12 protein-coding genes and 1 riboswitch are annotated in these 22,840 nt (G+C 47.5%); of the genes, 6 read left to right on the plus strand and 6 right to left on the minus strand.

All coding sequences use genetic code 11. The features are described 5' to 3' along the window. Nucleotides 1-103: 103 nt before the first annotated feature. Nucleotides 104-1,519, minus strand: coding sequence for a magnesium transporter (gene mgtE, locus J0895_RS25020; protein ID WP_207090694.1), 1,416 nt, complete (start codon nt 1,517-1,519; stop codon nt 104-106). A 797-nt stretch (nt 1,520-2,316) separates the two neighbouring features. After that, the gene (locus J0895_RS25025; RefSeq protein ID WP_207090695.1) at nt 2,317-3,963 is read right to left on the minus strand and encodes a cation:proton antiporter domain-containing protein; all 1,647 of its coding nucleotides are present in this window, start codon (nt 3,961-3,963) and stop codon (nt 2,317-2,319) included. 81 nt (nt 3,964-4,044) lie between these two features. Further along, nucleotides 4,045-4,129, minus strand: a riboswitch (Fluoride riboswitch). Between the two features lie 183 nt (nt 4,130-4,312). Between J0895_RS25025 and crtO the strand changes: the two genes are divergently transcribed. The 5 genes from crtO to J0895_RS25050 all read left to right on the plus strand — a co-directional run bounded on the left by crtO (nt 4,313) and on the right by J0895_RS25050 (nt 15,425). Next, the gene (crtO, locus tag J0895_RS25030) at nt 4,313-6,010 is read left to right on the plus strand and encodes a beta-carotene ketolase CrtO (RefSeq protein WP_207090696.1); all 1,698 of its coding nucleotides are present in this window, start codon (nt 4,313-4,315) and stop codon (nt 6,008-6,010) included. A 319-nt stretch (nt 6,011-6,329) separates the two neighbouring features. Next, nucleotides 6,330-7,583, plus strand: a complete 1,254-nt coding sequence (locus J0895_RS25035) for a cation:proton antiporter (protein ID WP_207090697.1) — start codon at nt 6,330-6,332, stop codon at nt 7,581-7,583. 68 nt (nt 7,584-7,651) lie between these two features. Then, nucleotides 7,652-7,918: a lipase family protein gene (locus tag J0895_RS25040; RefSeq protein ID WP_207090698.1), complete on the plus strand. Its 267-nt coding sequence runs from the start codon at nt 7,652-7,654 to the stop codon at nt 7,916-7,918. A gap of 188 nt (nt 7,919-8,106) precedes the next feature. Continuing rightward, nucleotides 8,107-13,593 carry a PAS domain S-box protein gene (locus tag J0895_RS25045; protein WP_207090699.1) on the plus strand — a complete coding sequence of 1,829 codons (5,487 nt, stop codon included), beginning with the start codon at nt 8,107-8,109 and terminating at the stop codon, nt 13,591-13,593. Next, nucleotides 13,590-15,425, plus strand: coding sequence for a two-component system response regulator (locus J0895_RS25050; RefSeq protein ID WP_207090700.1), 1,836 nt, complete (start codon nt 13,590-13,592; stop codon nt 15,423-15,425). Before J0895_RS25045 ends, J0895_RS25050 begins: the two co-directional genes overlap by 4 nt. 152 nt (nt 15,426-15,577) lie before the next feature. Here the strand turns inward: J0895_RS25050 and J0895_RS25055 are convergent, their stop codons facing one another. Both J0895_RS25055 and J0895_RS25060 read right to left on the minus strand, forming a co-directional pair. After that, nucleotides 15,578-16,120: a peroxiredoxin family protein gene (locus tag J0895_RS25055; protein ID WP_207090701.1), complete on the minus strand. Its 543-nt coding sequence runs from the start codon at nt 16,118-16,120 to the stop codon at nt 15,578-15,580. A gap of 172 nt (nt 16,121-16,292) precedes the next feature. Further along, entirely contained in the window at nt 16,293-16,889 is a 597-nt protein-coding gene (locus J0895_RS25060; RefSeq protein WP_207090705.1) for a peroxiredoxin, read from the minus strand. A gap of 422 nt (nt 16,890-17,311) precedes the next feature. On the opposite strand from J0895_RS25060, the gene J0895_RS25065 reads away from it, so the two are divergent. Next, entirely contained in the window at nt 17,312-17,740 is a 429-nt protein-coding gene (locus J0895_RS25065; protein ID WP_207090702.1) for a hypothetical protein, read from the plus strand. Here J0895_RS25065 and J0895_RS25070 read toward each other — a convergent pair. Beyond that, nucleotides 17,737-22,041 carry a response regulator gene (locus tag J0895_RS25070; protein WP_207090703.1) on the minus strand — a complete coding sequence of 1,435 codons (4,305 nt, stop codon included), beginning with the start codon at nt 22,039-22,041 and terminating at the stop codon, nt 17,737-17,739. The two genes, J0895_RS25065 and J0895_RS25070, sit on opposite strands and share 4 nt — an antisense overlap. Then, entirely contained in the window at nt 22,038-22,163 is a 126-nt protein-coding gene (locus tag J0895_RS26625) for a hypothetical protein (RefSeq protein ID WP_277989903.1), read from the minus strand. The genes J0895_RS25070 and J0895_RS26625 overlap by 4 nt, the downstream gene beginning before the upstream one ends. Nucleotides 22,164-22,840: the final 677 nt, after the last annotated feature.

The raw sequence follows: 22,840 nt of genomic DNA on the forward strand, positions 1-22,840 counted from the left end.
GGATCCAGTCCGATCACTATTCTATACAATTTAAGGGGACGCGAACCCGTCACCCGAGGCAAAACAGGGCGCGTCGAACAGGATATCTCCAGTGGTTTCCCAGTCACTGCGTACCTCCCAAAAGCTGCTGTGCCACCGTTAAATAAATTAGCACCCCCAGGACATCCACAGCGGTGGTAATAAAGGGCGCTGACATCAATGCTGGATCAAAACCCATTCGATAAAATAAAAACGGCAGGGCGGATCCAGCGAAGGATGCCAGGATGGTAATCGCCAGCAAACTCACGCCCACGGAAATGGCAACGAGCAGATTTCCTGCTAAGAAATAGGCCCAAACGGTGACGACAATGGACAGCATGATCCCTAACAGCCCCCCGGCGATCGTCTCCCGTCCAATAATTCTCCAGGCTTTTCCTTCCCGAATTGCATTGATATTTAACCCGCGAATCACCACGGTGGAGGACTGTGCACCGACGTTCCCCCCCGTATCAATGAGTAAGGGAATAAACGCTGCCAGTGCGACCACTTGTTGGAGAATATCTTCTCGGGCCCGAATCACTGCCGAGGTTGCTGTATTTGTAATTAATAAAATAAACAACCAAACTACACGCTTTCGCACCACGGTGAATAGGTTGGTTTGAAAATAGTTTTCTCCCCCACTTTCCACCCCACCGAGGGCATAAATATCTTCCGTGGTTTCGGCTTCCACCACATCCATGACATCATCCACGGTGATAATGCCCACGAGACGTTGTTCGCTATCGACCACAGGCAAGGCTAGAAAATCATAGCGTTGAATTAATCGCGCTGCTTCCTCGCGATCGGTTTCCGTGGAAACAAACACGGGTTCTCGCCGAGTAATTTCTGATAACAGTTGTTGCGGTTCCGAGACGACTAAATCCCGCAGAGAAATCGTGCCAATTAAGTGCCGAGAGGCATCGGTTACATACAGATAATAAATGATTTCACTGACATTGGCTAAATTTCTAATCCGGTCTAGGGCATTTCCTATGGTCATGTTTTCTTTGACCGCGATATACTCCGGGGTCATCATTCTCCCGGCGCTGTCTGGGGGATAACCTAAGAGCAAGGAGGTGGTTTGACGTTCGTCGGGACTCAGTTGTTCTAGGATACGCTTGACCACTTTGGCTGGCAATTCATCAAACAACCGGGCGCGGTCATCCGGGGACATTTTATCAACAATGTCCAGCACGTCCTGGCGTTTAAATTCTTCGATTAAGGCATATTGAATACTGGAGTCCAGATATTCATAAACCTCGATTGCCTCTTCTTTGGATAATAACCGAAAGGCGATCGCTTGCATGGTTTGCGGTAATCCTTCAATCGCCTCAGCGATATCAGCCGGTTGGACTGGAACCAGTAATGCTTTTGCTCCGGGTAGGTTATTTTGTTCGAGTAATGCCTGCAATTGCGATCGCACGAGTTGGCGTAATGCGTCTCGGGTCGTCGGCTGAACGGACGGGACTTCCGTAATATTATCGTTATTATTATCGTTCATGCTCTACTCTCTCATTGATTCTACATTTTGGAGTGTGTTTTGGGGTTTGTTCCCCAATCTTCTATAGAGTCTAATGCAGGCGAAATCAGGCAACAGAATCTCAGGTTTGTTGCGATCGCTGTTGCAGAATTCCCCTTCATGATATTTCCAAGCGCATCCAGTTCGCGATGGACCAAGGATTTATTTCCATTGGCGATCGCGACCCAAAACGCTAACCAAAATTAGCAACAGGGGCTTTAATTTCTGATCCGGCATCCAGTTAGGCTAACTGTTTGCTGGCCTAACCCTCATCCGTCGTTTAAATCTTTAAGCTTTCTGTGATTCATGGTTTACCTCCATTCCTAACATGACCGCCCTCTTCCCGGGCGGTCACGAGATGAACCAGAAAACTCACAGGTGGAGTCACACTAGGTCATTTCTCTGACTAAACCGCCCAGTTGTGGGGAAACGCGGTCGAGGTTCGTCTAAAGGCTCGTCAGCCATTGAGTCTGCCTGAGTAATCGTTGGAATACAACTACTACCAGAGCTTTCCACTTGAGTATTCCTTACTTGTTTAAGTTGCGTTTAAGATTGGGCAGTTCAGATGGTTCTGAAAGCCCTTTTTTCTTATACCACTCTTCAGAAAACAGGTCAAGCTTTTTTTTATTTTTTTACGAAAAAGGTTTTTCACTCTCCCCATCGGGTCAGAAGTTGGCTGGAGATTATCCATACTTCTGACCGTTTGCTCAATTCTAAAACTCCGCCCTGAAAATCCCTCTATCCCGTTTTCAAAGGGGAAATTTCAGAGAAAAATTGCTCTAGTTCTGAGCAGTTTCCACGGCGATATCCCCGGTTTGGACGACTAAAACAGGAACGCGACTCCCCGCTAAAACCCCTTGAGAAACCGACCCCACTGCCGCCCCTTGTCGGTCTGGATTAGGGCGTTTCCCGACCACAATCGCCGTGACCGGATGGGCTTGCGACCAGGCCAAAATTGTATCCACAACTGGACCTTTTTCAGTCATAAACCGATGGCGAATATCCGCTAAAATTCCCTGGGTTATCTTCTGAATTGCTTGAATTTCCTCCGGATTGTCTTCTGTGACTACATACAAAACAATCGCCTCTCCATGACTACGCCGAGCTAAATCTGCCGTTTGTTTCAAAACTTCCATTGCCCCCGGCGAACGATCCACTGCTGCCAAAAACAGAGTCCGAGCATTCACCGTCACTTTTGTTGGGTCTACTTCTCCTTTTTTTAGCAATTTTGGAGCAAAAGTTGGAATTGCCCAAGCCCCCAAAGGAGCAGTCACTAAAATTGCCAAGGCAGCAATGGCTAAAATAATTTCACCCCCTTCAATTCCATAAGCTAAAGGTAACGCACCCAAGGCCGCCTGCACTGTTGCTTTTGCAGAATTTCCAGGTAACAAAAACAGTTTTTCTTGCCAATTCCAATTACTCCCTGCCGTAGAAAGTGTCCAACCCAGGGTTCGCCCGATTAATAAACCCACGGCTAAAATAGCAAGGCCGGGTAAGAACATCTCGCCCAAAACTTGGAGATGAATACTGGCTCCCATTAACACAAATAAGACAATTTCCGCCACAATCCATAGGGTATTAAATCCATTGCGGAGTTGACGGGCCAGGGGTGCATCCAGTTCGATTAAAAAGAATCCCATTGACATGACCGCTAGATACCCCGAAAAATAAGGGAATTGGCGGGCGGCAATCACGGCAAATGCCGCCACAACTGCGGCGATTAAGACATCTTGAACCTGATTTTTACTCCAGCTTTGGTGTTCGAGGAGAGAGACTAATAATTGGGCGGCTAAATAACCGGCAATGGTTCCTAAAATCACCTGCATAACTGCTTGGAGGGGAAGTAATAAGAGCGGATTTAATGAGAGTCTCCCGGGCAAAATGACTCGCTCCATTTCCCCTTGTTGGAGGAAATTTAACAGTAAACTGAAAACAAGTAATAGCACAACATCAGAAAGGGCCGACCCGGTTAAAATGGCATCGGGAATACCTTTTTCGACGCCCCAACCCAAGCGTTTGAGACGCAACATTCCCGGGACAATGACGGCGGGAGATTCGGCGGCAATAATGCAACCGAGGAGCAATCCAGTTAATAGGTCAAACTGGAAGAGAAACATCGCCGCAATGGCGATCGCAATTGCTTCTAAGATAGCGGGTAAAATGCCTAATCGTAGAGCTACGGTTCCCTGTTCCGCCAACTTTTCGCGATCGAGTCCGAGTCCCGCTTTCATCAGGATAATCATCACCGCCACGGTTCTCAAATCATCCGCAGCCGCAAGAATTCCCGGTTCTAGGCGATTTCCCACCTCGGGACCGAGGATGATCCCCACCAAAATCATGCCAATGAGCGGGGGTGCACCGAGGCGACGGGCGAACTGACCCGCAAAAAAGCCCATCCCTAAGATCCAAATTGTACTGATTAACATTGCTCATGCTCCTGAACAGTTGTGCAGTGGCTGCTCCAGGAGTGGATTGATGCGATCGCCCTACCTCCCGGCATTCAGCCAAGAAAGGTAGGAGCCATCAGCCGTTCAGCCCCCCATCGGGATCGCTGAATTGGCGGTTATGGCGAGCTCCATCGCCTTCAATCTTAAATCAGGACTTAATATAGCATGAATTTCCGCAACAATCCATCGATTGACCCTTTTTTTGCTCGGACCGAATGACTCAAAAATCATCCCCCTGCTGGCAGAATCTCTTTCTGGAGGTAGAATCCACCGGAGGATTAAGTTTTGTAAAATTCACAGCAAGCGGGAATTTAATAGGAGTTTTTTCATGTCTCAGTACGATGTAATTATAATTGGAGCCGGTCATAACGGCTTAGTCTGTGCGGCTTACATTTTAAAAGCGGGTAAAAGTGTTTTAGTTTTAGAAAAACGCTCAGTTCCCGGGGGTGCAGCAACGACAGAAGAATCCTTGCCTGAAGAAGCACCGGGTTTTAAATTTAACCTCTGTGCGATCGACCATGAATTTATCCATCTCGGGCCAGTGGTGGAAGAATTAGAACTGAAAAAATATGGATTGGACTATCTGTATTGCGACCCGGTACTGTTTTGTCCACAACCCGATGGAAAATATTTTCTCGGCCATAAATCCGTAGACCAAACCTGTCGTGAAATTGCCCGCTACAGTGAGCGCGACGCCCAGAAATATGGTGAATTTGTCCAATATTGGCAGCGAGTTTTGAATGCGATCGCCCCGATATTCAACGCGCCGCCTAAATCGATTATCGATATCACTGGCAATTATAATTTCGATAAAATTAAAGACCTACTGTCTTTACTCGGAACCCCGGATAAAATCCTTGATTTTGCCCGAACCATGCTCAGTAGTCCTCAAGATATGTTAGAGGAATGGTTTGATACCGAAGTTGTCAAAGCACCTTTAGCTAGACTCGCCGCAGAAATGAGCGTACCTCCCTCACAAAAAGGGATGTCTGTCGGTGCAATTATGATGGCAATGCGGCATAATCCCGGGATGGCGAGACCCCGAGGAGGAACCGGCGCACTCACCCAAGCATTAGTGAATCGAGTCACCAGTCTTGGGGGTGAAATTTTGTGCGATCGCGGCGTCGAAAAAATTTTAATCGATAATGGTCGTGCCGTCGGTGTCCGCGTTGACGGAGGACAAGAATACCGCGCCAAAGAAGGAGTTATTTCCAATATTGATGTCAAACGAGTCTTCTTAAATCTTGTTGATCCAGGGGATATTGATTCCCGCGATCCCAACTTACGCGAGCGGGTAGAACGCCGCATTGTGAACAACAATGAAAGTATTCTCAAACTGGATTGTGCCCTCTCGGAAATACCCAGATTTGAAGCCTACAATCATCAAGATGAGTATTTAATTGGGTCCGTCGTTATTGCCGATTCCGTGCATCATGTAGAAACAGCTCATAGTCTCTGTCAACTTGGCATTGTTCCGGATGAAAATCCCTCCATGTATGCCGTAGTTCCCACGGTTCTCGACCCATCAATGGCCCCGGAAGGAAAGCATACCCTCTGGGTGGAATTCTTCGCTCCCTATCAGATTTACGGCGCAGAAGGAACCGGACAAAAGGGCACTGGGTGGACCGACGAACTCAAAAACAAAGTGGCCGATCGCCTGATTGATAAACTCTCCGATTATGCACCTAATCTCAAAAATTCAATTATTGCGCGACGGGTAGAAAGTCCAGCGGAACTCAGCGATCGCCTTGGGTCTTATAAGGGAAATCACTACCATATTGACATGACCTTAGACCAGATGATTTTCTTCCGCCCCCTCCCGGAAATTGCTAATTACAAAACGCCCATTGACGGGCTGTTTTTAACCGGCGCTGGAACTCATCCCGGCGGTTCGATTTCGGGAATGCCCGGACGGAACTGTGCCCGGGTATTTTTATTCCAACAGCAACCCATGAGCCAAACTTTAAAAGATGTGACAAATTCAGTCAAATCAATAGCAAATTCAGTGTTTAATTTGTCAAGTTGATTTCGAGAATTAAAATTAGGATTCTCACGATGAATCAAAGACCTAACCCCCACCCCGCCTTACCCGTCTAAGTTTTTGAGAAAAAACTTGACTCAATCTCTGGTCCCCTCCCCTGTATCTTGGGGAGGGTTATGGCATTTCATATCATAAAAAATCATAATCAACCGTAAGGTTAAGTTCCTTTTTGTAGCACCCGATTTAGCTTTCAAATCAAGAGCATAGCTTTCTGCATTATGGAGATGATTGTTTGTTTCAACCGTTGGCCAATTACCCGAATTAGTTGTTTCTGTCATCAATTAATAAAAGAGGAGCGATCGCTTTGGTAGATATTTACATTCTCGATCTGCTGGCTATTGGCTTATTGCTGCTCTCGGTAACGGTGTTTTCGGGGTGGATTAAGCGGTTGCCGCTTTCGTATGCCTTGATTTATTTAGCCGTTGGTATTTTTATCGGTCCTTATGGGATAAGATTAATTCTGGTGCGCCCCGAGGCGAACTTTTTGGAGCGATTAACTGAATTAGTCGTGATTATTTCGTTGTTTAGTGGCGGACTAAAAATGAATCGTCCGCTCAAGTTTTGGGCGTGGCAGACGACGGCCCGATTAATTGGATTTTTGATGCCAATTTCTATTGTAGCCCTGGCGGTTGTTGGGCGCTTATTTTTGGGCTTGGATTGGGGGGCGGCGATTTTACTCGGGGCGATTCTTGCGCCCACAGATCCGGTTTTGGCCTCAGAAGTTCAACTGGCTCATGTTGAGGATAAAGATGAACTCCGCTTTGGCTTAACTTCCGAAGGGGGTTTAAATGATGCCTTGGCTTTTCCGTTTGTTTATTTTGGGTTATATGCGTTAAAAGATAGCAATTTCAATAACTGGATTTATGAGTGGTTGGTGATTGATTTAATTTGGGCGATCGCCGCTGGTATTGGCATGGGGATTCTCGTCGCCTCGGCCATTATTTGGGTTAAAAAACAATTGCATCGCGTTCGTCCCGTGGATGAACTCATGCAAGATTTTATTGCATTGAGTACAATTTTAATGGCCTATTCCCTGACTGAAGTGATTAATGGATATGGGTTTGTCGCAGTATTTGTCGCTGGCATGACGGTCCGCAGAAGCTACAGCAGTGATGCAGAACGAACCCATTCTCAACTAAGATTAACGGAACGGGTGGAAAAACTCCTAGAAGTAGGAACTATCTTGTTAATCGGTTCTCTGCTGAGAATAGAACCGAGTTTACGGTTTGCCGGAGATACTTTGATTGTGGCGGGATTTTTGTTGTTTATTATTCGTCCTCTGGGAACTTGGATTAGTACCATTGGCTCAAACCTTCATGCCTCAAAACGGTTATTAATGGGGTGGTTTGGAATTCGGGGCGTGGGTTCGGTCTATTATCTCACTTATGCGATGGGCAAAGGATTAGAAGGAGAAACAGGGGAAAAACTTGCTTGGATTGTGTTTCTGACCCTGGTGATTTCGGTGATTCTGCATGGAATTAGTGCGACTCCGTTGATGAATTGGTATGAGTCGAATTTGGAGAAAAGAAGGGGAACCCTAAAAGGCGATCGCCCCTGATGATGCAAATCCCCCTCCCTTACCCATTTTCTCCGGGGAGTTTCTATTATAATAAGGGAAACGACCTGATGGGTTTGTGGGAAGGCTACAATGAGCGAATCACCGGACTTTATTTTATATGCTCAACAGGGGCGGATACCCCTCATCAAATTGCCAAACTTGCCCAGGCTTTAGAGACACCGAACTGCCGGATTATTACGCCTAATTTGGGTTGGCTGCGGACCTTTTGGCGGATTGAACCGTTAATTCAAACCGTGGAAACTTTGGTAGCAGAAAACCGGGCTACCTATCCCACCACTCCGATGCGAATTATCGGTCATTCAATGGGGGATTAATTGAGTTAGAAGTGCTGCATCCTCACCCGGAATGGCGATCGCCTATTCATTCCTTAGTCTTGCTGGCTTCGATGGTGGGAGGAGTAGATTTAGCCCGGATTTTAGATCCCTAAAAGTTTACGGTAATAACTCGGCAGGTTTTATTTCAATATTTGTTGAAGCGGGGAAAATCACTCTCAGGGACAATTATGGACATGATTCAGGGTCAATATGAGCCAATTTTAGTCACCCTTTCCTTTATTATTGGGGCAGTTGCTTCTTACACGGCATTAGATTTAGCCGGACGGGTTAATCCCAACTCTTCGGTACGATCGCGCGTAATCTGGAGTGTGGCGGGTGCGGTGGCGATGGGAACGGGCATCTGGTCTATGCATTTTATCGCCATCTTGGCGTTACAGTTACCCGTCCCCACGGCCTACAATATCCCTCTAACGCTGTTGTCTTGGGTGGATGCCATTGTCGCCTCAGCTTTGGCGATGTTGCTGTACAATCGTCAGCGGTTGAGGGTCCCTCTCCAGGTGGGAGGGGGAATTGTCATGGGATTGGCGATCGCTTCGATGCATTATCTGGGGATGACGGCAATCCAGGTCCCGGCAAGGGTTCATTACAATCTCTGGGGGGTTACCCTGTCGGTGGCAGTCGCCATTTTTGCCTCCACTGCTGCATTAGGGTTGGCGTTTCAGGTTCGCGACTCCCTCAGTCCTCATCGTTCATGGGTTAAACTGGGTAGCGCGGGAATTATGGGAGTAGCGATCGCCGGAATGCACTATACCGGAATGTGGGCCACCTGTTTTGCGGCAATTTCTAACCCAGAAGCCATTCTGATTGAAGGTGCGGACCAATCTTGGTTAGCGATGCAAATCGGCCTGGGAACGCTGATTCTGCTGATTGTCACCCTGATTACTTCTTTAGTCGATCGCCGTTACCAATCCCACCTTTTGCGAGAACAGGCCCTCCAGGAAAGTGAAACTCGGTTCCGAACTCTGGTGGAAAATATGCCCGTTGGGGTATTACTTCTGGATGCAAAAGGCACTATCTTATTGAGTAACCCTCTGGCTAGTGAACTGCTGGATGTCTCGCAAGCGGAGTTACAGGGGAAAAATGCATTTGAGTTTAACTGGCAAGTTCTCTCCCTGGATGGCACGATTTCGATTCAAGAACAGCATCCCCTTCAGATGGCGATCGCCCAGGGGCAAATTGTGCAAAATCAAGTCACGGGAATTTGTCGTTGGGGGAAAAGAGACACAGTATGGTTGCTGCTGAATATAGACCCCCAACTCGACTCATCCGGCAAAGTTGAACGAGTGGTTTGTACCCTTAGTAATATCAGCGATCGCCAGCAAAGTGAAGATGATATCCGTCTGCTGTTAGATACCAATCAATCCATTCGTCAGGCAACCGATTTAGAAACTGCATTAGCCTCGGTCTTACGCTCAATTTGTATTACCATTAACTGGGATGTAGCCGAGGCTTGGCTTCCCGATGCCAATCACCAAATTCTCACCTATCGGCCCGGTTGGTATTACCCCGAACCCGGTGTGGAAGAATTCTGCCTGCAACGGGAACCCCTAACTTATCGATTTGGGGAAGGACTTCCAGGACGAGTGTGGGAGTCTCAGCAACCGGAATGGATTGAAAATTTGACCGAGGAAACTGAACAGACTGCCGATGCTTTAACCGCGATAAAGCAGGGATTAAAAGCCTATTTTGCGGTACCCATTATCCGAGGCAATGGGATTTTAGCGGTTCTAACCTTCTTTAAACGCACAGAAAGTCCCCGAGATGAACGGGCGATCGCCTTGGTGGGGGCGGTTGCCACTCAGTTAGGTTCCTACATTGGACAAAAGGTGGCAGAAGTGGCCCTGAGTGAGAGTGAACGGCGGTTACAACTGGCCTTGGAAGGCAGTGATTTGGGCATCTGGGATTGGCAAATTCCCACGGGAACAACCTATTTTGACCCGCAATGGAAACGGATGCTGGGGTATGAAGTTCAGGACATTGGCAATCACCATCAAATCTGGGAAGAATTGTTACATCCAGAGGACCGCAAGCCGACCCTGCGGGCGTTACAAGACCATTTAGCGGGGATTCTCCTAGTGTATGAACGGGAATTACGGATGCGATCCAAGTCTGGGGAGTGGAAATGGATTCTCTCTCGCGGTAAAGTAGTAGAACGAGACCCATCTGGCATCCCCCTACGCATGAGCGGTATCCACAAAGATATTACGCCCCGAAAAGCTGCGGAAGCTGCCTTAGATGAGAGTCAGCGTCGGTATCAAACCCTGGCTGAAGCTTCTCCGGTTTGTATTTGTCATACGGATGCCCAGGGAAATTGTCTTTATGTTAACCAGCGTTGGAGTGAGTTAACGGGACTTTCTTTGGAACAGGCGATCGGCAAAAGTTGGATTGCGAATCTCCATCAAGATGACTTCAAACGGGTGCAATCGGAGTGGTTTTTAGCTGCTGAAACTCGGGTGCCGTTTAAGTCAGAATATCGGTTGGTGCGTCCTGATGGTACGGTAGTCTGGGCGATCGGGCAGGCGATCGCAGAAATAGGCAATGATGGCCTAGTCAAAGGCTATCTTGGCACAATTACCGATATCAGCGAACGCAAACGGGCGGAAATTGCCTTACAACAACAGCTTAAAAGGGAACGCCTGGTGAGTTCGATTCAGGAACGGATTCGCTCCTCTCTCGACCTGGAAGAAGTCCTAGACACTGCCGTAAACGAAGTTCGGGGATTTTTAGCCACGGACCGAATTTTAATTTACCGTTTTAACCCGGATTGGAGTGGGGTGATTGCCGTTGAATCTGTGGGTTCTGACTGGATGTCCGTCAAAGGGATTGAAATCGAAGATCGCTGTTTCATCGAAACTCACATTCCCCTGTATGCTGAAGGTCGAATTCGGACGATTGATAATATTCATAAGGCTGGACTCTCCGAATGCCATGTAGAGCTCCTCAGTCAGTTTGCGGTTCAAGCGAATCTGGTGGTTCCTCTGCGACAAGGGGAACAATTATGGGGATTGCTGATTGCTCATCACTGTAGCGGCGAAAGACAATGGCATGAATCGGAAATTGAATCTCTGCGTCAGCTTTCGGTGCAATTATCGATCGCAATTCAACAATGTACCCTGTTTGAGCAAGCTAAAACTGAACTGCTGGAACGCAAACGGGCTGAAGAGGCCCTCCGCAAAAGTGAGGAACGGTTTAAATTAGCCGTATCCGGGACCAATGATGGGATTTGGGATTGGGATTTAAAAAATGACCAGATTTATTACTCCCCGGTCTGGATGCAAATTTTAGGGTATAAAGAGGGGGAATTACCCTATCGAGTTAGCACTTGGTTTAACAAGGTTCATCCGGACGATTTGTCTGTGGCGATGCAAACCCTGCAAGACCATGTGCAACGGCAAAATCCACTTTACTATTATCATACTCACCGCATGGAACGGAAAGATAAGAGTTGGATTTGGGTGGAAGTCAAGGGCAAATGTATCCGGAATGAAGCGGGGGAAGCTTACCGACTCACGGGAACTTTAACGGATATTACGGAACGCAAAAAAGCGGAAGAAGCGTTACAGGAAAGTGTCCAACGAGAACGCGCACTGTCCCAAGTGATTCAACGAATGCGCGAAACTCTGGATTTGGAAACGATTTTTTCGGCAACTACCCGGGAATTGCGTCAGGTGCTTAAGTGCGATCGCGTTTTAGTTCACCATTTTCATAACGACTGGCGAGGTGAGGTGGTAGCCGAATCCACGGGTCCAGAATGGATTTCTTTAATGGATAACATCCAGAATTTACCCGAAACTGCGGACAAACTAAACGGCAACGACTCTAATTTTCTAGGGTACAAGGAGGTGGCGCTGGCAGATTGCTATATGCAATCTGCCCGAACTGAAGCGTGGAATTTAGGCTTGACTTATTTGGCGGTTGAAGATGTTTACAAGGCGGGATTTGATGAATCTTACCTCAATATCCTAGAGCAATTTCAAGCCAAAGCTTATATTATTGTTCCGATTTTTTCCGGGAATAAACTCTGGGGATTATTAGCCAGCTATCAAAATAGCGGTCCTCGCCACTGGAAGGAAGCGGAAATTAAGGTCGTGGTTCAAATTGGCAATCAGTTGGGAGTGGCCCTCCAGCAAGCGGAGTTACTGGAAAAGACCCAGCGACAATCATACGCTCTCCAAAAAGCCGCCCTCGCTGCAGATTCGGCCAACCGTGCGAAAAGTGAGTTTCTTGCCAATATGAGCCATGAACTGCGAACTCCCCTGAATGCGATTTTGGGGTTTACGCAAGTCATGGCCCGGGATTCCTCGCTCAACCCTGAAAATTATGAGCATTTAAAAATTATTAATCGGGCAGGAGGTCATCTTTTGGCTTTGATTAATGATGTGTTGGAAATGTCCAAAATTGAAGCCGGAAGAACAAGCTTTAATCTGGTTAATTTTGATTTGATTAATTTGCTGAAATCTTTAAATGATATGTTTCAGATTAGGGCGGAGTCGAAGCAACTCCAGATTATTTTTGAGGGCTGCGATACCCTTCCTCAGTTTGTGAAAACTGATGAGAGTAAATTGCGTCAGGTGCTGATTAATATTGTGGGTAATGCCCTCAAATTTACGGCTCAAGGTCACATCATCCTCCGGATTGAGGTGAAAGATGCCCGGATTGGGGCGAATCCTGGGGAGGGGGATTTTGCAGACCCAAATTCCCCGGATCAATTCTTATATTTTGAAATTGAGGATACGGGTCCAGGTATTGCCTCGGAGGAGATGGGAAAATTGTTTGAACCCTTTGGACAAACGGAAACAGGACGTAAATCTCAGCAAGGGACGGGCCTGGGTTTACCAATTAGTCAAAAATTCGTACAATTGATGGGAGGCGATATTCAGGTCACTAGCACCGTGGGTCAAGGAACGGTATTTGCCTTTGCAGTGGCGATCGCACCGAGTAGCGAGGCAGAGGTTCAAACTCGCCAAATCAATCGTCGTGCCGTGGCGATCGCCCCCCAAGCTCAGGGGAATGAATTTCGCATCTTAGTCGTAGATGATGCCTTTGAAAGTCGTCTGTTGTTAAAGACTATCTTGAAATCCCTGGGATTTCAAGTGCAAGAGGCAGAAAACGGCCAAGAGGCGATCGCGGTTTATCAAAGTTGGAAACCTCATTTAATTTTAATGGATATGCAAATGCCCGTCATGGATGGTTACGAAGCCACCCGACATATTAAAAGTACCGTTCAGGGTCAAAAAACAACCATTGTAGCTTTAACTGCCAGTGCTTTTGAGGAAGAAAGAAAAATGATTTTAAATGCCGGTTGTGATGACTTCATTCGTAAGCCGTTTCAAGAAGGATTTTTGCTGGAAACCATTGGCAAATATCTAAATATAGACTATATCTTTGAAGACATCTCCCCAGACCAGGACCGCCCACAACCCGATAATTCTAAACCCCAGTATTCCCTCTCTCCGGAGGCTTTAAAAGTTATGCCCGAAAGTTGGATTCAACAGCTTTCTAACGCAGCTATGCAATGCAGTGACGATTTGATTTTACACTTACTTGAAGAGATTCCCCCGGATCTGGCTCCCTTATCCCAAGCCTTAGCGGAGTTAGCCCATAACTATCAGTTTGATATCATTGAGGAATTGATTCAACAGGAGGGCCAATGAACGCCGAACCTGTTCCAATGCTCCAAAAAGATATTCTAATCGTGGATGATACCCAAGATAATCTCCGCTATTTAGCCACGATTTTAACCGAGGAAGGATATAAAGTTCGCAAAGCCTTAAACGGGCAAATGGCCCTAAAAGCCTGTCGCATTGTCGTCCCTGACCTGATTTTACTGGATATCATGATGCCGGATATGAGCGGGTATCAAGTTTGCGAAATCTTAAAAGAAAATGAGGCCACTCGGGAAGTTCCGGTAATTTTTTTGAGTGCCTTAGATGATGCCTTTGATAAGGTCAAAGCCTTTAATGTCGGCGGGATTGATTATATTAGTAAACCCTTTCAATTGGAAGAGGTTTTAGCTCGCATTCAAACCCAACTTCAGCGACGGGCCGCTGAATTAAAAATTCAGCAACTCAATGCGGAATTGGAAACTCGGGTCCAAGAACGAACGCTCCAGTTAGAACAGTCTAATCAAGAGCTGGTTCAGGAAATCAAGGAACGTAAGCAACTCCAAAAACGGTTACTCCATTTAGCCCTTCATGACCCCTTGACAAATTTACCCAATCGTGCATTATTTATGGAACGATTGGACCAGGCGATCGCCTTCCGAAAAGCCAACCAGAACTATCAGTTTGCAGTCCTCTTTTTAGACTGCGATCGCTTTAAAGTCGTCAACGATTCTCTGGGTCATCTCGTCGGAGATGAGCTCCTGATTGCCATTGGCAAACGCCTCCAATCCGCCCTCCGACAAGAAGATACCTTAGCCCGATTAGGCGGTGATGAATTTGCAATCCTCGTGGAAGAACTCCCCACCCTTGATCGGGCGCAAACCATCGCCGATCGCATCTTAGACTCTTTAACCGAACCATTTCACCTCGACCGCTATGAAGTCTTTATTAATGCCAGTATCGGCATTACCCTAGGCAGTTTCTATCACGAAAAACCCGAATATCTCCTCCGGGATGCGGACACTGCCATGTACCGCGCCAAAGCCCTAGGGAAAGGCCAATATTACATTTTCGACCCGGCGATGCATGATGAGGCATTAAACCGTCTCCAGCTTGAAAACGACTTGCGAAGGGCCGTAGAACGACAGGAATTTAAAGTCTATTATCAGCCGATTATTTCCCTAACTACGGGCAGAATTTACGGCTTTGAAGCCCTCGTGCGCTGGCAACATCCCACCCGGGGATTTATCTCTCCCATCGATTTTATCCCCATCGCCGAAGAAACAGGTTTAATCGCCAATATTGACCTGTGGGTATTACAAGAAACCGTCCGACAACTCCAAGCGTGGCAACATCAAAATATCATCAATGACTCGGTGACTTGTAGTGTCAATTTATCAGCGCGGCATTTTCTACGATTTTCGTTTATCCAGCATCTGCGGGAACTCCTGGAATCCACCCAAATTAATCCGCAAATGATTAAACTGGAAATTACCGAAAGTGCGATCGCCAATAAAAACCAAGCCACCCTAGACATTCTCCACCAAATTCGCGACTGCCAGATTGAATTAAGCATTGATGACTTTGGCACCGGCTATTCTTCCTTAAGTTACCTGGAAGAATTCCCCGTCAATGTCCTAAAAATTGACCGCTCTTTTATCCAGCGCATCGATGATCCAGAACATCAGTGCGGATTGGTTCCTGGTATTATCGGCATCGCTCACACAATGGGCATGATTGCGATCGCCGAAGGGGTGGAAACTCCCATTCAATTAGAAAAACTTCGAGAATTAGGCTGTGATTTTGCCCAAGGATATCTTTTTTCTAAACCCTTAGATCCGGACTCAATCGCTGAATTATTAGCCCGTTCTCCCCATTGGTAAACCTAGTCCGGGGCACAGTTTTAGAGTCCAGAAACCTGGGTTTTGGCCCATTCTGGGTTGCTGATGGCGACAGATGTTCTCCAGAAACCCGGTAGATCTTCTCCATACTCTGTACCCTAGATTCGGATACCCGACGACTGCCTGGGTCACCCTTAAATCTGCTGTAATTGCTTCAATAAGCGGCTCACTTGAGCATTGGGTTCTAAAAATGAAAACAGATGCTTAAACCGTAACTTACCCTCGATATCCAGTAGATACTGTGCAGGTAACGGTGCACCCAAGGCTTGTCCCGTCCCATAAGCCCGAAAAACTAAACAACTCGGGTCGCACAACACCGGCATTTTTAATCCCAAATCTCGGATAACGATTTGAGTTTGACGTTGATCGGTACTGGTGATTAATAACACTTCCGCACCTGCTTCTACAAATTGCTCATAAGCCGTATTCATGGCTTTAATGTGAGGAAAACAGAAGGGACAATATTGTTTTTCCGTAAAAATGCGAGTAAAATAGAGAATGACAGGTTGTTTTTCTCGGTATTCAGAAAGGCGGATAGAACCCTCACCATTGACATGAGGAAGTTGAAAGTCAGGTGGGCAAACTTCCGGGTAGAGTTTATTGAGGGCAGGAACCGGCAGAAAATTTTGGAAAAAGCGTTGATTGAGTAATCCTCTAAAATCCGTAGATGTCAACATGGTTTAAACCTCTTGATCCAATTCATTAAAGAAAATCATGCCTAAATTTTAAACCCAACTCAATCCCTGCTGAAGTAGCTTGGGGAAAGAGTTGGGTTTCAAAGGGTGGAAAGGCGATCGCCGATCAAGTTTCCATCGCGATCGCCTCTTATGCCAATCCCACAAATCGGAATTAGATAGAGGCAAAGAATTCTTTAGACTTCTTGGGATCCGGGTTCATCGTCTTCCCACCGGGTTGCCAACCTGCCGGACAAACTTCATCGGGGTGAGTTTGAACGTGCTGGATGGCTTGCAGAATCCGTAGGGTTTCTTCGACATTACGGCCAAATGCCAGGTTATTGATAGTGGCGTGCTGGATCACACCGTCTTTGTCGATGATAAAGAGTCCACGCAGGGCGATTCCCGCTTCAGGGTCGAGGACATTGTAAGCGCAACTAATTTCTTTCTTGATATCGGAAACCAGAGGATAGTTCAAGTCGCCGAGACCCCCAGATTTGCGATCGGTTTGGATCCAAGCCAGGTGAGAAAATTCACTATCAACAGACACACCCAGCACTTCGGTTTTCAGTTGGCTGAATTTGCTATAACTGTCGCTAAATGCGGTAATTTCCGTCGGACAGACAAAGGTAAAGTCCAGGGGGTAGAAGAACAACACCACATATTTACCCCGGTAGTCCGAGAGTTTGATGGTTTTGAACTCTTGATCCACAACGGCGGTGGCGGTGAAGTCGGGGGCTTGTTGGCCGACGCGGATACATCCTTCGGTCATTGTTTGATTCTCCATGTTATGAGGGTTAACTGGCGCGAACAGGCTATGGCGTAGGCTTGGAAAGCACGCTCACGGCGATTAACGCGCCTGATTCTTTACGAACCGTTACAAGAATATCATAATCATAACGATTTTGAGTAGAGTTACCCGGGGAAATCGGGAGAGGGGAGGATGTTCGGCGTCACGACTTGCTGTCGTTCTTCTCTATCTGGCGAGCGGTGAATCTAAAATCTATAATTAAGGTAAGGACAGAATCCCAGAATTAAGTCAGTGCAACCCACGGCGAATAAATTAGGGAGGGTTAAATTGAGCGGGAATCCACCCGAGTTCCGTCGGGCGATCGGAACGGATGAAAATGCCGAGCGTCTGTAACTAACAGAGATTACCAAAAAAGTGTTTTAAACCCGAAGGGGAAATAATCTATGCAACTACCCACTCGCCCCCTCATCGCCCCTTTGTTTGCGATCGCCTTAGCCGCGATCGCCCCCCATCCACTTCATGCAGAAGTGGTCCAACTGCAACCCCAGTTCAATCCCGATCCGATTCAACTCCAAGGGACATCCGGTGGATTGCAAAAAAGTGACTGTGGCAGAATTTCTGAACAACCAAATCAAACCCTCGAAATCGGACAGCAGTTCCCCTATCTACGCTTGAGAGTTGAAAGTGCTGGAGAACCCACCTTATTAATTGAAAGTCCCACAGGACGGTTTTGTGTACTTGCCGATAGTACCGTAGGAGAACAGCCGGAAATGTCCGGGTTATGGACCGTTGGAACCTATCAAATCTATATTGGCGACCTTGCCGGAGGACAGCATAGCTATACCCTCTCCATTACCCAAAATCCCAACTAGCTGGATTCCCCATTTTCCAGTTCTCCGTAGAGTGCCGACTTAACCCGTTCATACTCCATCATGAGTTGGGAGAAAATTTCCGTAACTTCCAAAGGAAGAGGAGAATTGGCTCTGTGATGCGATCGCCCGATGGTTTCGAGTTGCTGACTCAAATCCGCCAAAGTCAAGGCACCGACTGCCGCACTCGTTGACTTCAGCGAGTGCGCTGCTTCCTCCATTTCAAAACCATCATCCTGGGCGATCGCCACTGTGAGCAAATCAATCAGCTTCGGACACTCCTCTAAATAAATCTCAATCACCTCTTCAAGTGCCTCAATATCGCGTAATGACTCTAACGTGGCGGGATTCAGAACCGGGTCAGCGATCGCCTTGGACGGGGAACCCGGAGGATTTTGGGGGTCAGACCCTGATAATTCAGACCCTAGAGCATCCGAATCCCCTGGGGATAAAGTTGGAGTCAAATAAGGGGGGGAACCATCTGAATCTAGCGAACACAGGGCCAGCGCTTCCACCAATTCCGGCATTCGGATCGGCTTACTGATATAGTCATCCATACCCGCATCCAGACAAACTTCGCGATCGCCCTGCATCGCATTTGCCGTCATCGCAATAATTCGCGGGCGGTGTAGGAGTTTACCGCCTATAACATCCTGACAAATTTGGCGAGTCGCCGCCAACCCGTCCATTTCCGGCATATGAACATCCATCAAAACCACATCATAATGTTGGCGGTCCAAAGCTTGCAACACCTCAATCCCATTCCCCGCCACATCAGCGCGATACCCCAACCGATTCAAAATTTGCAGCGCTACCTTTTGATTAACTAAATGATCCTCCGCCAGCAAAATGCGTAACGGTTTTTGTTGAGCCATCTGGGGGTCAATAGCCAGGGCATTCATAAGAACCGGACGAGAAAGAATCGTTACTCCCCCAAAGATTCCCGCCAACACATTGTACAAATAAGATTGTTTAATCGGCTTATTCAGAAACGCCGCAAAGGGGACCTTACTCTGCAAATCCACTTCCTGTCTACCAATATTCGTCAGCATCACCAAAGGGAATTCACGATTTTTGACAATTCCTCGGATGTATGAAGCTAAGGTAATCCCATCCATTTGAGGCATCTGCATATCCAGGATGGCGATGTCAAAGGTTTCCGAATTTTGCAGCCAATCCAGGGCTTCCCGGGCCGAACTTGCTGCCTTCGGCTTCATCCCCCAAAACAAGACTTGACGGGTTAAAATTTGGCAGTTCGTGGCATTATCATCGACAATCAGCACCCGCTTACCCGCCAAAGATGGTTGAGTGCTATTCAGATCCACCGGCAAAGTATTGACCGCCGGGGTTGCCATCACGGTGAAATAGAATGTAGAGCCCGTGGGTGGCGTATCGGAATTAGCCGACTTGGCATCCGTCAAGGTAAAGATACTTTGCTCCTCGTCTGGAAGAGGGGAGAACATTTCAGGAATGGAGGGGGCGATCGGCCATTGAAATGCCGGGTCCGGGTCGCCACCGACTCCCTCACCACTAACCACCCACATCCGACCCCCCATCAACTCGCTCAGACGCTTACTGATAGCCAAACCCAACCCCGTGCCACCATACTCGCGAGTCGTAGAAGAATCCACCTGGGAAAAGGACTTAAACAGTCGATTCATCCGTTCCGGGGGAATGCCGATACCCGTATCAGACACAGTAAATTGGATTTGATACAGGGAATGAGCCGCGCTTAGACCCTCGTCGAAGTGACCGTTCGTATTCTCGTCAGGTTTGAGAGTTAATACGTCATTCTCAATACCTACGGCTTTCTGCGCGGGAATAGCTGAGGCACTCACTGACACCACCACCTCCCCTTTAGCGGTGAATTTCACCGCATTACTGAGCAAATTGACCAAGATTTGACGGACGCGGGTGATATCGCCGATAATCATTTCCGGAGTCGAGGGTTCGATTAGATAGGCCAACTCGACTTCTTTTTCAGCGGCGCGGGAGGCGAGTAAATCTAGGGAATCTTCAATACAAGAGCGCAGGTTAAAGGGTTGCTGTTCCAAGTCGAGTTTCCCAGACTCAATTTTGGAGAAGTCGAGGATATCGTTAATAATCGTGAGCAGGGCATCCCCACTGGCGCGGACGGTTTCGACAAAATCGCGCTGTTCGGGGTTGAGTTGAGTATCCAGGAGTAATCCGGTCATGCCAATTACGGCATTCATTGGGGTCCGGATTTCGTGGCTCATGGTGGCAAGAAATTCGCTTTTTGCACGAGTGGCAGCGAGGGCCTCGTCTCTAGCCCGGGCTAAATCCGCAGCAGCAGCCTGGCGCTCGATTTCACTGCCAATCCATTGCGCCATGAGTTTGAGCAGTTCTTTATCAACAGCTTTAAACGGACGTTCTAGGGGGGTGCTACTGCTCAAGCTGAGGGTGCCATAGATTTTGCCCCCGACAATCACTCTTGTCCCGATATAGGCTTCTTGGGGGAAAGGGGTTTGGGTGGGTTTGTTATGCCAGCGGGTAACGCTGACGGATTCAAAATAGAGGGGTTCTTTCAGGCGGAGGGTTTCGCGACAGTAGGTTTGGCTCAAGGGGAAGCGATCGCCTCTTTTGAGGGTTTTGTCTGAGGATTCAACTGCGATGATTTCATAGCGATCGCCTTTAATCCGGGATAAAATTGCCACATTTAATCCAAACCGCTGTTTTCCCATAATCAGCAACCGTTGCAACCGTTGCTCAAAGCTGAGTTTACGGGAAGATGTGATTTTATAAAGTGCTCTAATCGAAGCTTCACTTTCCCGCAGTTCCTCATCGGTTTGATGTCGTTCCGTGATATCCCGGGAAATAGCGACTAATTCTTCGACTTCATCCGTCTGGGGATGGCGAACCGTGCGACTGGTACTTTCAAACCACAGGTAATGTCCATATTTATGGCGGATCCGGTAGCTAACGGTGTAACTGACTTGTCCCTTGACTATTGCCAAGTAGGATTTGGCGATCGTCTTGGCATCCTCGGGATGGAAAAATTCATAGAGGTTACAGCCGATGAGTTCGTCCGGTTCATATCCCAATAACGAATGACTTGCTGGGGAGACGTAAATAAACTTGCCTTTTGGAGTATGGCGGGAAATCATATCGGTGGAGTTTTCCGCCATCAATCGATAGCGTTCTTCACTTTCTTTGAGCTTATACTGGGATTCTTGTAGGGCTTTGAGCATCCCGTTGATGGTCACTCCTAAACTGGAGAGTTCATCGTGACCCGCAATTTTGACGCGCATGGATAGGTCCCCTTTGTCGCCAATGCGTTCGACTTTTCGGCTGAGGATTGTCAGTCGCGAGAGGACTAATTTTTCAAATAACAGCAGGGTTAGACTACTAAACCCCAGACTCACCCCTAACAGAGACCCGATAAAATAGCGGACGCTGGTTTTACCTTTGGTGTAAATCTCTCGATTATGGGTGATTTGGAGTAGTAAGGGGGTATTGCTGGCGATCGCCGGAATCGCGGTATAGGCAGCTATTTCCGTCTCGCTGAGGGCCTTGACCACAATAGGCGACTGCCGCCGACGTTGCCTCAAATCCATCGGGATCAAGGGTGGAGAGGGAGTCGGGGATGGGGAAGACGCCTCTAACTCGGTTCTCACCGCGTCCACTGACGCTGGCAAAGCGCTCATCGGATAAACACTCAGGGATAATTGCGTCAGGTCCGCGAGGCGATCGATTTCCTGCTCATTCAGAAAGCGTCCCACCCATAAAGTCCCCCGGTACGGACCTTTTCCTCGACTGGTGAGAATGGATTGGGCGGCTATCAGGGCCGGTCCCTGGGGGAGAAGGACTATGCCACTGAGGGGGTGGTTGTGGTGTCCGGTTTCGGTAAATTTTTTCTCAATTTGTTCTTGATAAGCTTCGGCTATTTCTTGAATCACCCCAGGCATGGGAATTTCAGCCTTTTGCTGTAAATCAAAGGCTTTGCTAAAAACAGGTTTTCCTTGTTCGTCCAGCATCAGCAACAGATTCAGCTTTAATTGAACGAAGGTTTCGTTGCCAAAGTTGGAGTTAACGTAGTTGGGGTCTCCCGGGGTGATGAAGCTGTAGGTATCATCCCATTCGGCATGATATCGAGCGATGGATTCTAGTTCGTTAAGGGTTTCCTGGAGGGACTGCAAGCCTCGGATGGCATCTTGGCGGACAATTTTCTGTTCTAATTCTTTGAAGTCTCCCAGTAAAATAGTCGATGCTGTAGCGTACAGCACGACATTAAGACCTAACAGGGTCGCGCCGACTATAATCAGTATTTTCTTTCGCAATTTCATAAAATGCTCACACCCTGATTTTCGTTAATCAACTGTTTCACTAAGACGGTGGTTTCGTCTAAGAAATGGTTGATGTTGGCACGATGTAACTGTATGGAATAAGAGTGGCGCGATCGCACCATAATTCTATAGATCTATGATCTGTTCGCTATCTGGCCTACTGCAAAAGCCTAGTTGGGAAGTGGCGGCATCCCCTACCCCCCTAGAGCGTCGGTTCCCGATTTTATAAACCGGACAAGAAACTCAGTTTCACAGTCCAAATTTGGTGCTAATGAGTAGAGATGCTTTAAAGAAACCCGGTTCTCTTCCCTCTACTATACCGATGCTTGATAGCCAGGTGTGATTACAAAAAAAGCAGCCTCATCCTTAAAATGGGTCGATCAGCGATCGCCTATCTTGCCCAGGGGCTTACCCCAGGGTTGAGCTCCTACTGATTCGGGGTGGGGTGCATCCGATGTTTGGACAGTCTGCCCTCATCCCCCACCAGCCCTATTCTCCCCCGGGGTGCCTTTGCCCAATCAATCATCCCGTTGCCGGACAGGGGGAGCCTTCAGACCTATAATGCCCAATCCAACTCCCAAATCAGTATAATATGATTATCGCTTATGGGTCCAGGGCTGGAGACAGAGTTTAAATTTCTGATTAAAGCTGTTTAAAATTACTCATTTTTCATGCTATTATAAGGTTATGAGCAAGTTTAGGATTGCCGAAGTCGCAAAAATTATGGAGAGTGTCACCATCTACATTGTTTTTAGCTAGTCTTTATGATAGCCTCCGTCACCAGAACAAAAAGATGGTT

The sequence above is a fragment of the Phormidium pseudopriestleyi FRX01 genome, from assembly GCF_017313335.1.
In the GTDB taxonomy this organism is placed as follows: Bacteria; Cyanobacteriota; Cyanobacteriia; order Cyanobacteriales; family Laspinemataceae; genus Laspinema; species Laspinema pseudopriestleyi.

Bases quoted from the DNA above. Each gene is read 5' to 3' on its own strand.
- mgtE (WP_207090694.1), bottom strand. From the start codon at position 1,519: ATGAACGATAATAATAACGATAATATTACGGAAGTCCCGTCCGTTCAG.
- J0895_RS25025 (WP_207090695.1), bottom strand. From the start codon at position 3,963: ATGTTAATCAGTACAATTTGGATCTTAGGGATGGGCTTTTTTGCGGGT.
- crtO (WP_207090696.1), top strand. From the start codon at position 4,313: ATGTCTCAGTACGATGTAATTATAATTGGAGCCGGTCATAACGGCTTA.
- J0895_RS25040 (WP_207090698.1), top strand. From the start codon at position 7,652: ATGGGTTTGTGGGAAGGCTACAATGAGCGAATCACCGGACTTTATTTT.
- J0895_RS25045 (WP_207090699.1), top strand. From the start codon at position 8,107: ATGGACATGATTCAGGGTCAATATGAGCCAATTTTAGTCACCCTTTCC.
- J0895_RS25050 (WP_207090700.1), top strand. From the start codon at position 13,590: ATGAACGCCGAACCTGTTCCAATGCTCCAAAAAGATATTCTAATCGTG.
- J0895_RS25055 (WP_207090701.1), bottom strand. From the start codon at position 16,120: ATGTTGACATCTACGGATTTTAGAGGATTACTCAATCAACGCTTTTTC.
- J0895_RS25060 (WP_207090705.1), bottom strand. From the start codon at position 16,889: ATGACCGAAGGATGTATCCGCGTCGGCCAACAAGCCCCCGACTTCACC.
- J0895_RS25065 (WP_207090702.1), top strand. From the start codon at position 17,312: ATGCAACTACCCACTCGCCCCCTCATCGCCCCTTTGTTTGCGATCGCC.
- J0895_RS25070 (WP_207090703.1), bottom strand. From the start codon at position 22,041: ATGAAATTGCGAAAGAAAATACTGATTATAGTCGGCGCGACCCTGTTA.
- J0895_RS26625 (WP_277989903.1), bottom strand. From the start codon at position 22,163: ATGGTGCGATCGCGCCACTCTTATTCCATACAGTTACATCGTGCCAAC.